At 68.6% G+C, this 13109-nt stretch carries 12 protein-coding genes; 3 read left to right on the top strand and 9 right to left on the bottom strand.

Translation table 11 applies throughout. From position 1 onward, the window contains the following. Positions 1-62: 62 nt before the first annotated feature. Positions 63-485 (bottom strand): hypothetical protein, encoded by a 423-nt coding sequence (locus MRBLWO13_RS03835; RefSeq protein WP_341976471.1) that lies wholly within the window; start codon positions 483-485, stop codon positions 63-65. 85 nt (positions 486-570) lie between these two features. On the opposite strand from MRBLWO13_RS03835, the gene MRBLWO13_RS03830 reads away from it, so the two are divergent. Continuing rightward, on the top strand, positions 571-909 hold the full coding sequence (locus tag MRBLWO13_RS03830) for a transcription initiation protein (RefSeq protein WP_341976470.1): 339 nt from the start codon (positions 571-573) through the stop codon (positions 907-909). Positions 910-924: 15 nt separating this feature from the next. On the opposite strand, the gene MRBLWO13_RS03825 is transcribed toward MRBLWO13_RS03830, so the two are convergent. From MRBLWO13_RS03825 to MRBLWO13_RS03815, 3 genes are all read right to left on the bottom strand, one after another. After that, positions 925-1248: a cupin domain-containing protein gene (locus MRBLWO13_RS03825; RefSeq protein ID WP_341976469.1), complete on the bottom strand. Its 324-nt coding sequence runs from the start codon at positions 1246-1248 to the stop codon at positions 925-927. A gap of 122 nt (positions 1249-1370) precedes the next feature. Then, positions 1371-3599, bottom strand: coding sequence for an esterase-like activity of phytase family protein (locus tag MRBLWO13_RS03820; RefSeq protein WP_341976468.1), 2229 nt, complete (start codon positions 3597-3599; stop codon positions 1371-1373). A gap of 103 nt (positions 3600-3702) precedes the next feature. Further along, positions 3703-4140 carry a VOC family protein gene (locus MRBLWO13_RS03815; RefSeq protein ID WP_341976467.1) on the bottom strand — a complete coding sequence of 146 codons (438 nt, stop codon included), beginning with the start codon at positions 4138-4140 and terminating at the stop codon, positions 3703-3705. Between the two features lie 161 nt (positions 4141-4301). Here MRBLWO13_RS03815 and MRBLWO13_RS03810 point away from each other — a divergent pair, with 161 nt between their 5' ends. Beyond that, positions 4302-6266 (top strand): DUF5107 domain-containing protein, encoded by a 1965-nt coding sequence (locus tag MRBLWO13_RS03810; protein ID WP_341976466.1) that lies wholly within the window; start codon positions 4302-4304, stop codon positions 6264-6266. Positions 6267-6314: 48 nt separating this feature from the next. Here the strand turns inward: MRBLWO13_RS03810 and MRBLWO13_RS03805 are convergent, their stop codons facing one another. From MRBLWO13_RS03805 to MRBLWO13_RS03790, 4 genes are all read right to left on the bottom strand, one after another. Continuing rightward, entirely contained in the window at positions 6315-6467 is a 153-nt protein-coding gene (locus tag MRBLWO13_RS03805) for a hypothetical protein (protein ID WP_341976465.1), read from the bottom strand. Beyond that, positions 6464-8806: a phosphoribosylformylglycinamidine synthase subunit PurL gene (gene purL / locus MRBLWO13_RS03800; RefSeq protein WP_341976464.1), complete on the bottom strand. Its 2343-nt coding sequence runs from the start codon at positions 8804-8806 to the stop codon at positions 6464-6466. Before purL ends, MRBLWO13_RS03805 begins: the two co-directional genes overlap by 4 nt. A gap of 84 nt (positions 8807-8890) precedes the next feature. Beyond that, a complete protein-coding gene (locus MRBLWO13_RS03795; protein ID WP_341976463.1) occupies positions 8891-9766 on the bottom strand; it encodes a carbon-nitrogen hydrolase family protein in 876 nt (291 codons plus the stop codon). 2 nt (positions 9767-9768) lie between these two features. Continuing rightward, positions 9769-11334, bottom strand: coding sequence for an APC family permease (locus MRBLWO13_RS03790; protein WP_341976462.1), 1566 nt, complete (start codon positions 11332-11334; stop codon positions 9769-9771). Between the two features lie 138 nt (positions 11335-11472). Here MRBLWO13_RS03790 and MRBLWO13_RS03785 point away from each other — a divergent pair, with 138 nt between their 5' ends. Next, entirely contained in the window at positions 11473-12069 is a 597-nt protein-coding gene (locus MRBLWO13_RS03785; protein WP_341976461.1) for a TetR family transcriptional regulator C-terminal domain-containing protein, read from the top strand. 23 nt (positions 12070-12092) lie between these two features. Here MRBLWO13_RS03785 and MRBLWO13_RS03780 read toward each other — a convergent pair whose 3' ends face one another. Further along, positions 12093-13088 carry an SDR family NAD(P)-dependent oxidoreductase gene (locus MRBLWO13_RS03780; protein ID WP_341976460.1) on the bottom strand — a complete coding sequence of 332 codons (996 nt, stop codon included), beginning with the start codon at positions 13086-13088 and terminating at the stop codon, positions 12093-12095. Positions 13089-13109 lie beyond the last annotated feature (21 nt).

The raw sequence follows: 13109 nt of genomic DNA, 5'->3' as shown, positions 1-13109 counted from the left end.
GGCGGTTCGGCCGGGTGGGTGGACAGTCCCTCGCACCTCCGCGCCGCGTCGAGACGAGTGGATCACGGCACGTACGCCTCTCGGTAACTGACCGGGTCGAATATCTGGCCCCCGAGTTCCGCCTCGACGAAGAGGAACGCCGCCCCGCATGCCAAAGCGGCGAAGAGAAGCGCCAATGCCGCAGCGCGCAGGAACCCGACCAGGATCGCCCACGCGTCTGAGCGGAAGAACCCGACTCGGCCGAACAGCGTCCACGTGAAAGCGGCGACGACCACGACGGACAGGGCGATCACGGGAACGACCCCGAACAAGAATCCGAATCCGTCCATCGACCCGGGCATCCGTTGGCCCTCTTCGTACGCCTCGTTGTATGCGCTCGCGCAGGCAAGCCACAGCCAGCGGAACAACAGAAGAGAGCCGGCCGCGACCAACACGAAGCGGACAACGCGCAGTGCGGTCCGGTTGGGCCCCTCAACAGCACGCATGCCTCATCCTCGCATCCGCACAGGGCTGGGTCGGGCGACTCAGCACGGCATTCCCTCACTCGAGGCGCAGTCGTACCATCGAGCCATGACCAAGTACCTCATCTCGTTTCCGAGCGAAGCCATGGTGCTCACCCCCGAGGAGTTCCCGATCGTCGTCGCCGAGTCGCACGCCGTGATCGAGGAGGCGAAGGCCGCCGGTGTCTACGTGTTCGGCGGCGGCATCAACGAGGAGGTCGGTCCGGTGCTGGTCTCCGCCAGCGGCTCGGTGAGCACCGAGATCCATCCCGGCTCCGAGCTCACCGGCGGGTTCACCGTGCTCGAGTTGCCGACCCGAGACGACGCGATCGAGTGGGCAGGGAAGATCGCGGCAGCTTGCCGATGCGCGCAGGAGCTCCGCGAGTTCGGATACGACCCAGCGAGCTGATCCCGCGCAGCACCGCTACTCGAGCCACTCCGTCACGAAGCGATCGTTCGCGTGCACGTGCGTCGCCTCGTACGTGCCGCCGTCGAGCACCTCGAAGCGGTGCGAGACGAGCGCCGGCACGACGAGGATCTGACCGCCGGCGCCGATGACCTGCTCGTCGCCGACGGTGAACAGTGCCCGGCCGCGGTGGATGACGAACGTCTCGACGTACGGATGCCGGTGCAGGCGCGGCCCTGTTCCGGGAGCCGAGGCGAACTCGCGGATGATGCTCACCGGCGACCCGATCAGGTATCCCTCGATGTTCTCGTCGGGGCCCACGTCGAAGGGCTGGATGGTCATGGGCGTCCTCCGTTCTCCGCCAGACGATACGCCTGCGGACGCCGGAGGTGAACCCCCACTGCCGTTAACCACTGATGCCCCGGCACCAGGGCCGGGGCATCAGTGCAAGCGGATGCCGGGTGCTAGCCGACGGTCGCCGCGATGTCGGGCTGGTCGCTGAAGATGCCGTCCATCCCTGCATCGAGGAAGACCTGGATCTCGCCGGCGAGGTCACCCGCCGCGAATGGGTCGCTCGAAGAGCGGAACTCGGCGGGCAGGTACTGGTTCTCGAGGCGGAAGGTCCAGCCGTGCACCGATAGCCCGGCCGCGTGCGCATCCGCGATCACGGGTGACGGCGCGGCGAGAGTGCCCGCCGGCGTGCGCGGGATCAGCACCGACTTCTCGACGCCCACCCCGTCGGCATAGCCGGCGATCTCGGCGAGACCGGTCGGCGTCACCAGGTCGGCGTATGTGCGCGAGTCACCCGCGACCGTGAAGTCGTAGGGGCGTCCCGACGAGCTCACCAGCTGAGCCAGTCGCACGTCGGTCTGCCCGTCGAGGTCCTGCAGATTCGACACCTCGAAGCTCTGCACGATCACGGGCGCATCCGCGTCGTTGACTCCGTTGCTCTCGAGGGCGTCGACGAGCGGCTCCTCGAGCGAGAGGCCGATCGAGTCGAAGTAGGACGGATGCTTCGTCTCGGGGTAGACGCCGATCTGGCGGCCGTCGCAGCTGACCGAGTGGCGCGCGAGGTCGATGACCTCGTCGAGGGTCGGAATCAGGTACAGCCCGTCGAAGGCGGTGTTTCCCGGGCGCACCTGCGGCAGCCGCTCCTTCGCCCGAAGTGTGCGCAGCTCGGCGAAGGTGAAGTCCTCGGTGAACCAGCCGGTGATGCTCGCCCCGTCGATGATCTTCGTCGTCTTGCGGTCGGCGAACTCGGGCCGGGCCGAGACGTCGGTGGTGCCGCTGATCTCGTTCTCGTGGCGGGCGACGAGAACGCCGTCCTTGGTCGAGACCACGTCGGGCTCGATGTAGTCGGCGCACTGCACGATCGCCTGCTCGTAGGCGGCGAGGGTGTGCTCCGGGCGGTATCCGCTCGCGCCCCGGTGGCCGATGACGGTGACGAGCTCGGGCTCGACCTTCGTGCGCTCGAGGTCGATGACGGCGAACTCGGTGTCGTCGGGGGTGCCGGGCACACGGGCGTCGTTGCCGGGGTAGTTGTTGTCGTTGGCGATCAGCAGGCGGCCGTCGCGCAGCTGCACGATCGTCTCGAGCGACTGCACGGGCATCGAGAACACCTCGCCGCTGCCGTAGCCGTTGCCGGCGCTGAGGCCGTCGGGATTGGCGATGCGAAGGGCATCGAGCACCAGGGTCTTCTCGAGGTAGCCGTCGGCATCGGTCTTCTTCAGGTTGATCTCGTAGATGCGCTTGGTCACCGCCTGGTCGCCTTCGAAGTCGTCGCGCTCGACGACGAGCAGCACGTTGTTCTTGACCGTGAAGGCGTCGCCGATGACATTCGGCTCCTGGTCGGTCTGGTAGCTCCAGGTGCGCCCGGTGTAGGCGCCCTTCTTCGTGTCGAACTCGAGGATCTCGCGGCGGCGGAGGTCGGTGTCGTCGGCATACGAACCTTCGACGATCGGGTAGAGGTAGCGTCCGTTGACCGAGCTGGCGAGCGCTTCGAACCCGCGGCTCGCGCGCACCCGCGGGGTCTCGCCGGGCTGCAGGTACGGGTTCTGCGGCGACTTCGCACCGTCGATCGAGAAGGGCGTCTCGAGGAGCGTGCCTTCGGCATCGAAATGCAGCAGGAACGGACCGAACTCCTCGCCGACCCAGAAGCTGCCGTCCTTCGCCCGGACGACCGACTCGATATCGAAGTCCGCACCGGTGAGCAGGCGCTCCGCGGTGCCGTCGTTCACGATCGGGAAGTCGAGCACCCCATTGCGATCGTTGTACGAGATGAAGCGCTCGACGGCGATCTCGCCGGCCCCGCCCTCGGCGGTCTGCCAGTCGGGACGCACGAGGTAGCTGCGCAGCAGGAAGTCGGCCGAGTTGCCTTTCGCGCCGAAGCCGTTGTCGGGCTGCGCCCAGAAGGTGCCGTCGCCGTTGTCGATCACCGCCGAGAAGCCGGGGATCACCTGGCCGTCCCAGGGCCCCTGCCGGCCGTTGCCCGGCGATGCCTGCGCACCGGATGCGGGGCCTTCGGCGAGGAAGTCGGCCGAGAGCTCGGCCCACGCGACGAGCGTCGGCTCGAACGCGTGCATCTTCGAGGTCGGAGTGGTCTGATTCGATGCCTGCGCCGGAGCGGCGAGGAGCAAGGTGACTGCGGTCGCGGCGACGGTCGCGGCGACGATGGCGCGGGAGACTCTTCTCATATCGATGAGTCAATCGGTGGCGCGCGCCGCCGCAGTGACACCGTGATGGCCGGTGGATGGCGGCCAGGTGAACGGATGCCGGACGACGCGATCCGCGCGCTCGTCAGCTCTTCGTGAGATCCTGCGCGAACATCACGAGGATGCCGCTGGGACCGCGAAGATAGGTGAGCGTGTAGACGTCCTGGTAGTTCGCGACCCCGCGGAGCGGGTGATACCCGTGCCGCGCCGCAATGGCCAGAGAAGCGTCGATGTCGTCGACGGAGAAGGCGATGCGGTGCATCCCGATCTCGTTCGGCAGCGTCGGATCGGTCTCGATCGCCTCGGGGTGGATGTACTCGAAGAGCTCGATCTGGCCCTGGCCGTCGGGCGTCTGGAGCACCGCGATCTTGGCGTGGTTGCCGTCGAGACCGACGGCGGTGTCGGCCCATTCTCCGCTGACTTCGTCGCGCCCGAGCACGGTGAGACCGAGGTCGGAGAAGAACGAGATCGTCTCTTCGAGGTCGCGGACGGCGATGCCGATGTTCTCAAGTCTGATGGCCATGGCAGGGATGCTACTCGCGACCCCCGACGAGAGGTTCGGCGCCCCTTCTGCGGCGCGGCGGCATCGGTGTATTGTTTCGCAGAATGCGCGTCCGCAGACTCCCCGATCCCGGCTGACGCCGTCGAGGATTTCAACGAAGAAACGACCCCGGAAGCTGCGAGATGACCACCACGATCCGACAGTCCGTACTCACCCTGTCTGCGGGCGAGATCGGCCGACCGGGGCCGTTCCCGCCGCTCGAAGCGGAGGCCGTCACGCGCTTGCGCGCCGACGCCACGAGCGTGCCCGACGACATCGCCGCGCGCGTGGCTGCAGCGCCGCCGCCGTGGTCGTTCCCCTACCACCCGCAGTCGGAGTACGACCGGGAACGGCGCACGCGCGACATCGACGTCGTCGTGCTCGAGAACGAGCACCTCCGGGCCACGATCGTGCCGAGCCTCGGCGGGCGCATCTGGTCGCTCGTCGATGTGGCCAGCGGCGCCGAGCTGCTCTCTGCCAACAAGGCCTTCCAGCCGGCGAACCTGGCCCTCCGCGACGCGTGGTTCGCCGGAGGGGTCGAGTTCAACATCGGCATGCGCGGCCACTCGCCCACCACGTGCGATCCGCTCCATGCCGCCGTCGTGGACGGTCCCGGCGGCGCGCCGGGCCTGCGCATGTGGGAGTTCGAGCGGGCTCGCGGACTGGTCTTCGCGATCGACGTGCACCTCGCGCACGACTCCGATCTGCTGGCCGTGCACGTGCGAGTGGTGAATCCGGACACCGCCCCGGCATCGATGTACTGGTGGACGAACATCGCGGTCCCCGAGACCGACGGCACTCGTGTGATCGCGGCATCTCGCACGACCTACGCCTCGGACTACAGCGGCCGGCTCGTCGGGATCGATGCACCGTACCGTGGCGACATCGACATCACCCTGCCGGGACAGCATCCGGGCGCCGCCGACTACTTCTTCGACGGCACCGGGATCGACGTTCCCTGGATCACCGCCATCGGCGAAGACGGCACCGGGCTTCTGCACGCGTCGACCGCACGACTCGTGGGCAGGAAGCTGTTCTGCTGGGGCAACGGCCAGGGCGCGCGTCGCTGGCAGGAGTGGCTCTCGCCGGAGGGCGGGCGCTACGCCGAGATCCAGGCGGGGCTTGCGCCCACACAGTTCGAGTACCTCGAGATGCCCGCACGCGCGGAGTGGAGCTGGACCGAGGTGTTCGGGAAGGTTCGGATCGACGGTGCCGGCCCCGAGCACGCCACCCCGGACGCGATCCAGGCAGCCGACCGAGACGTGCAGACTCGGCTTTCCACGCACGACATCGACGCCCTCCACGGCGAGCTCTCTGACTTCGCGCGGCGTGCCCCGCTGAGCATCCTGAATCGCGGGTCGGGCTGGGGCGCTGTCGAGCGGACGCTGCGTCGCGCCGACGAGTGGATCGACGAGACGCCCACGCCGTTCCCCGTGGTCGAGGGCGACGACTCTGCGCCGTGGAACGATCTGGTCGTGCACGGGGTGATTCCGCCGACCGCGTTCGTGGGATCCCACGTCCGCGGCGACCGGTGGGAGCGCCACCTCCGGAGCATCCCTGGGGCCGAGGCGGATGCCTTCGCGCAGTACCACCTCGGCGTCCTCGCGCACGTCGCCGGTGATGCCGATGCGGCTCGGGCGCATCTGCGGGCCTCGAACGCCGCAGCGCCGTCAGCGGCGGCGACGCGTGCGCTCGGTTTCGTCGCTCTGCAGCAGGGGGACGCGGCGGATGCTGCGCGGCACCTCCGCGATGCGATCGCCCTCACCTCTGCCGGTTCACCGGAACGGGCGGCGCTGATCCTGGAAACGCTCGACGTCCTGCGGCGCGCGGGGGATTTCGAACAGGTTCGGGGCTTGGCGATCACGGCACTTCGCGACGAAGTGCTGACCGGATCGGTCACCGCTCGCGTGCGCCTTGCTCTCGTCGAGGCGGAACTGGAGGTCGGCGACCGCGAGTCCGCGGCCGCCCTGCTCCGTGGCGGCGGCATCCTTCCCGCGAACTTCCGTGAAGGAGAAGACCGCATCGCGATGCTGTGGCAGCGCGCATTCGGCGAGAAGCCCCCGCGCGAACTCGACTTCTCGATGTTCGAGGGAGCCGAGGTGCTCTGATCGGTCTCGGTATGGAACCTACGGTTTCGGAAACCGTAGGTCGCGGGCTCAGCCGAACAGCAGCGTCAGCACGGTCGCGCCGCCGCCGCCGAGGATCAGCGCGACGATCGTCGTCCACGCGACGATGCGGATGCGGCGGTTGCGGCGCTCGCCGAGATCGCCGTAGTCCTCGCCCCGGTCCTGCGTGCTGAGATCGCTCATGCCTCGACCGGCTCCGACACCGTCGGCCCGAAGTACGACGGCAGCGTCGCGCGCGAACGCTCGCGCAGCTCGGCGACCGGCACCGTGAAGACGTCCTGCACCTCGAGCGAGGCGCCATCCGGGTGGTTGTCGGTCACACCGATGCGCAGCACCGGGTAGTTGCGACCGGCGCAGAGGCCCTGGAACTTCACGTCGTCTTCGCGGGGCACGGTCACGATCACGCGGCCGGTCGACTCGGAGAACAGGGCGGATGCGGCATCCACTCCGTCGCGCTCGATGATCTCGTTCAGCCAGACGCGTGCGCCGACGCCGAAGCGCATGACGCCCTCGGCGAGGGTCTGCGCAAGGCCGCCCTCGGAGACATCGTGGGCCGACGAGATCAGCCACTCGTCGCGGGCGGCGGCGAGCAGGCCGGCGAGGCGCTTCTCTCCGGGGAGGTCGACCTTCGGCGGGAGTCCGCCGAGGTGGTTGTGCACGACGTCGGCCCATGCCGAACCCGAGAGTTCGGTGGCGGTGGTGCCGAGGAGGTAGATGTTCTGGCCCTCGTCCTGCCATCCGGAGGGGATGCGGCGCGAGACGTCGTCGATGATGCCGAGCACGCCGACCAGCGGGGTCGGGTGGATCGGCACGTCGCCGGTCTGGTTGTAGAACGAGACGTTGCCGCCGGTGACCGGGGTGCCCAGTTCGAAGCATCCGTCGGCGAGGCCGTCGACTGTCTGCCCGAACTGCCACATGACCTCGGGGTTCTCCGGCGAGCCGAAGTTCAGGCAGTCGGTGATCGCCGTCGGGGTGGCGCCGGTGACGGCGACGTTGCGGTACGCCTCGGCGAGGGCCAGCTGTGCACCCGCGTACGGGTCGAGCTGGCAGTAGCGGCCGTTGGCGTCGGTGGAGATCGCGAAGCCGAGGCCGGACTCCTCGTCGACGCGGATCATGCCGGCGTCATCGGGGAAGGCGAGGGCCGTGTTGCCGAGCACGAAGTAGTCGTACTGGTTGGTGATCCACGACGTGTCGGCGAGGTTCGGGGAGGCGACCAGCGCGAGGAACTGCGTCCGCAGCTCGGCCGGGTCGTTCGAGCGGGGCAGGTTCTCGGCAGCATCCGCCTGGAGTGCATCGATCCACGTCGGGTAGGCGACCGGACGGTCGTAGACCGGGCCGTCGACCGCGACGGTCGAGGGGTCGACGTCGACGATACGCTCGCCCTGCCAGTCGATGATGAGGCGGCCGTCTCCGGTGACCTCGCCGAGCACCGAGGTCTCGACCTCCCACTTGTTCACGACCTCGAAGAAGGCGTCGAGCTTCTCGGGCGCCACGATCGCCATCATGCGCTCCTGCGACTCCGACATGAGGATCTCCTCGGCCGTGAGCGAGGGGTCGCGCAGCAGCACGTTGTCGAGCGAGACCTTCATGCCGCTGTTGCCGTTGGCGGCGAGCTCGCTGGTCGCGCAGGAGATGCCGGCGGCACCGAGGTCCTGGATGGCCTCGACGAGCTCGGCCTTGTAGAGCTCGAGGCAGCACTCGATGAGCACCTTCTCGGCGAAGGGGTCGCCGACCTGCACGGCGGGGCGCTTGGTCGGGCCGCCGTCGTCGAAGGAGTCGGATGCCAGGATGCTGGCGCCGCCGATGCCGTCGCCGCCGGTGCGAGCGCCGAAGAGCACGACCTTGTTGCCGACGCCCGTGGCGTTCGCGAGCTTGAGGTCTTCGTGGCGGAGCACGCCGACCGCGAGCGCGTTGACGAGCGGGTTGGCCTGGTACACCGAGTCGAAGACGGTCTCGCCTCCGATGTTCGGCAGGCCCAGGCAGTTGCCGTAGAAGCTGATGCCGCTGGTGACGCCGTGCACGACGCGGGCGGTGTCGGGGTGGTCGATCGCGCCGAAGCGGAGAGCATCCATGACGGCGACCGGGCGTGCGCCCATCGAGATGATGTCGCGGACGATGCCGCCGACACCCGTGGCCGCGCCCTGGAACGGCTCGATGAAGGAGGGGTGGTTGTGCGATTCGGCCTTGAACGTGACCGCCCAGCCCTCGCCGACGTCGATGACGCCTGCGTTCTGGCCCATGCCCACCATCAGGCGTTCCTTCATCTCATCGGAGACCTTCTGGCCGAAGCGGCGCAGGTAGTTCTTCGACGACTTGTACGAGCAGTGCTCGCTCCACATCACCGAGTACATCGCCAGCTCACCCGACGTGGGGCGGCGACCGAGGATCTCCTTGATGCGGGCGTACTCGTCGTCCTTGAGTCCGAGGGCGCCGTACGGCTGCTCCTTCTCGGGCGTCGCGACAGCGTTCGAAACGGAGTCGGGGACGTGCTTGTGGGCAGATGCTGCGGGGGCGGTGGTCACGCGCACTCCAAAGGAAGGGGCCGAGCGGGGCGGTTCCAGTCTACCGGCCGCGCCAGGCCCCGCTTCGAGGGATGGGTTTCGCCCTCACTCCATCGGTTCGGCCCACGCGGGAGCGACGAACTTCGCGCCACCGAACATCGGGTACTCGACGAGAGCGCACTGGTCTGCGAGCTGCGCCCATGGTCGGTTGAGGCCGAAGGTGCCGTACTCGCGCACCTGGGTGACGCGGTCGAGGTCGAGTACCGCGAAGAGCACCTCGTCGCCGCCGGATGCCCGCTGCAGGATGGTGCCTTCGGGGTCGACGAATACGCTCTCGCCGACCCCCGAGGGGGCGGCACCGTTCACGTTGACGACGTAGACCTGGTTGGCGAAGGCGTTCGCGCGTGACATCACGACCTCCATCTCGCGGTCCCGTGTCGTGGTGAGCGTCGGCTGGATGATCACCTCGGCGCCGAGCCAGGCGAGCTGGCGCGCCACCTCCGGAAAGCTGCCGTCGAAGCAGATCGCGAGTCCGACCGTGCCGACACCGGGGATGTCGAAGGTCGTGAAGTCCCGTCCCGGCGTGAGCTCCTCGTACGGACGCCACGGGAAGAGCTTGCGATAGCGCGCCACGACGTCGCCTTCGGGCGAGACGGCGATCGCGGTGTTGTAGAGCCGGTCATCGTCGCCTCGCTCCACCAGCGACCCGGGCACCAACCACACGCCGAGTTCGCGGGCGAGCCCGCAGATCCGATCGGTCACGGGCCCGGGAATCGCGGTCGCGGCGCGCTCATCGAACTCGGGATCGTCGACCAGCAGCGGCCCCGGCGCGGCGAGCAGCAGCTCCGGAACGACGATGAGGTCGACATGGGCCCTGATCTCGACCACCTTGCGCACCTGGGCCTCGAATCTCGTCCAGGTGGCGTCGAGGTCGCCGTGGATGGCGGCGGTCTGGATGGCGGCGATGGACAGGATGCGCACGGTCAGTGCTCCTTCGATTCGGGGTGGACGGAGGCTGTCGCCGGATCGGCGACGACGAAATCGTCGCTCAGGACGGTGCCGACCGGGATGGTGCGGCGGCTGAAGAACTCGCGGAAGAGCGGTCGCACGGCAAGGGTGACGACGACACCGAGAGCGAGGGCTCCGACGCCGATCCAGAACACCGTGCCGACGCCGAGGATCTGCTCTCCGACGTACTCGGGTCTTGCCATGTCGATCGCGCTCGCGACGAGGGCGACGATCATGAGGAGGGCGCCGAGAAGCGGCAGGATGCCCGCGACGACGAGGCGACGCGGGTTGCGGCGAAGCTCGGGAGCGAAGTAGGCCACGGCGGCGATCGCGGTGACCGCGTAGTACGCGGCGACGAGCACGCCGATGGCGAGGATCGCGAGCCCGATGAAATCGGCCGAGATGAGGGTGAGCACGACGACGGCGGCCGCGCTGATTCCCGCCCACCACCACGTGGCGGTGTTCGGGGTTCGGTGCGTCGGGTGCACCTGGGCGATCGAGGGCGGCAGGGCCTTATACGTCGCCATGCTGAGCCATCCGCGTGGCGTGCTCACCGCGACGGTGAACAGCGCGGCAAGAGCCGACAGTCCGATCGCGACGGTGATCACCCGGCCGAACACCTCTCCCGTCGCCTGCGTCCCGAGCACCGAGAGGGTGTCGTCGATGGCGGCATCAGAGGTGATGAGGTCGACCCCGCCGTAGCCGATCGCTGCGATCGAGGCACCGCAGTACAGAACCAGGAGGATGACGGTGGAGATCACGACGGCGCGACCCGGCGTCTTGGAGCGATCGGTCGTCTCTTCGTTCACCGAGATCAGAGCATCCCAGCCCCAGTAGATGAAGAGGCAGAGGATCACGCCGGCGACGAGTCCGGAGGGGTCGCCGAGGGCGAACGGGTTCAACCAGTCGAGGCTGGGGGCGGGGCCCGTCGACGGGGCGGTGCCGGCGGCGATGGCGCTGACCGCGCCGATGCAGAATCCGCCGATCGCGACGATCTGCAGGGCGATGAGCGCGTACTGCACCCAGGCCGCCAATTCGATGCCGCGAACGGCCACGGCGGCGCTCAGCGCGATGAAGCCCACGGCGAGGGAGACCACGACGACCGGATTCTGAGCGAGTGCGTCGAGCCCGACGGCGATGAGGAGATACGTGGCGGCGACCTGCGCGAGGGCGGCGGTCGCGATGAAGGTGGCCACCTGCGGCACCCACCCACCGAAGAACCAGCCGGCGGTGGGCCCGAGGGCCCGGGATATCCACACGAAGACACCACCGCAGTCGGGCATGGCGCGATTCAGGTCGCGGAATGCGAAGGCCGTGAAGAGGATCGGCACGAAGCCGAGGAGGAAGGCGGAGGGCGTGTGCACGCCGACGGCATCGACGACGTAGCCGAGGGTGACGGCCAGGCTGTAGGCGGGGGCGACGGCCGCAAGCCCGAGGGCCACGATCCGGCCGAGCCCGAGGGCATTCGGCCGGAGCCCCTTGTCGGGCGGGTGGGACAAGCGCCCGGCGGTTTCGCCGGTGCGGACAGAGTTCGGGTTCATCGAGTCTCCCTTGACGGATGCAGTTTCTTGAACTGCATTCAAACAACTCAGCCAGTCCGCGTCAAGGGTTTCTTTGAATTGCGTTCAGATTTGCCCGCCCGGCGTCGTGGACGGCGGCCGGTCAGGCAGAATGGGCGGATGGCCCGACCCAACCGCAGCGCCGAGCGACGTCTCGCGATCCTCGACGCGGCGCGCGGCGTCGCCGTCCACGAGGGCGCTGCCGGCACGACCCTGCGCGCGATCGCGACCGCTGCCGGTATGGAGCCGTCCGGGGTGCTCTATTACTTCGACGGACTCGACGACCTCGTGCGCGAGTTGGTGTTCGCGGCGAGCGACCGGTTCATCGAGACGATCCGCACGGCGGTGGCGACGGCCGTCGACCCGGCGGCGCAACTCGTCGCCGCGATCGAGGCGGGATCGACGGGCGGCCTGGCCGGCGACGAGTCACGGATCCTCTACGAGTTCTGGTCGTATGGTCTGCGTGACCCGGCTCTGAACGACGCCGATCACGCGCTCGACCGCCGTCAGGTCGAGATCTACCGGCAGATCCTCGATGACGGCGCGGCGACCGGCGTGTTCCGACCGCGGCTCGACGTCGACGCGGTGGCCTGGGCGCTCGTCGCGCTCGAGGACGGACTCGTGATGGATATCCTCGCCGGCACCAAGACCCGCGACGAGGTCGTGACTCTCATCCGCTCCGTGGCCGAGTCGATGCTCGACGTCGAGCTCGGTTGAGCGGAGAGCGGCTCGCGGTGCGTCTACTGCACCGACCAGCCGCCGTCTGAGGCAAGGATCGCGCCGTTGATGTTCACGGCGTCATCCGACAACAGGAACGTGATCGATGCGGCCAGGTGCTCGGCCGTCGCGACGCTCGGAATCGCCTGCTGGAACGGGGCGAGACGGCCGGAGCCGTACTCCGACATGTTCGGTGGCATCGGGATGCCGGTGGCGACGCCGCCGGGGGCGACGGAGTTCACGCGGATGCCTCGGGGGCCGTACATGAATGCGGCGGACTTCGTGACGCCGACGATGCCGTGCTTGCTGGCCGTGTAGGCGTTGCCGGAGGCATTGCCGCGCAGACCCGCCTCGCTGGAGACGTTGAGGATCGCCCCGCGACCCGCTGCTTCCATGATCGGGAGCACAGCCCGCATGAGCTTGAACGGCGCCGTGAGGTTGATCGCGATGACACGGTCCCACACGGCATCCGGGGTCTCGCCGGCGGGCGAGAAGTCGTCGTTGATGCCGGCGACGTTCGCGAGGGCATCGATCTGCCCGCCGGCGGTGGCGACGACCGCATCGATCGCGTCCTGCTTGGTGAGGTCTCCGGCGACAACGGCGATCTGGGGGAGCTCCGCCTTCAGGGCATCGAGCTTCTCGGCCGAGATGTCTGCGGCGATCACACGTCCGCCTTCGCGGGCGATGCGCGATGCCGTGGCCCTGCCGATTCCGGAGGCAGCACCGGTGACGATGACCGTCTTGCCGGTGAAGCGCCCTGGCGTGATCTGCTCGGCCCAACCGGTCGTGCCGGATTCGGTGGGAATCTCGCCGCCGTTCGCCGCGCGCACGAGGTCGTCGACGACCGACTGCGGCATGGCGCCCTGGCTCAGGACCACGAGCTGCTGCAGCGGCAGTCCGAGAACCGGCGTGAGGAGTTCGGGGTCGGCGCCGGTCTGCGCGAAGAGGGCGCGGACGATCGGTCCGCCGACCTCGTCGTCGAGCCATTCGCCGATGGTGGACTGTGCGGTGAGGGCCATGATCTCTCCTTCTGGCATTTC

Origin of the sequence: Microbacterium sp. LWO13-1.2 (genome assembly GCF_038397725.1) — a bacterium.
Lineage (GTDB): Bacteria > Actinomycetota > Actinomycetes > Actinomycetales > Microbacteriaceae > Microbacterium.
The sequence above is the reverse complement of the archived record's forward strand: the minus strand, read 5'-3'. Positions and strand labels throughout refer to the sequence as shown.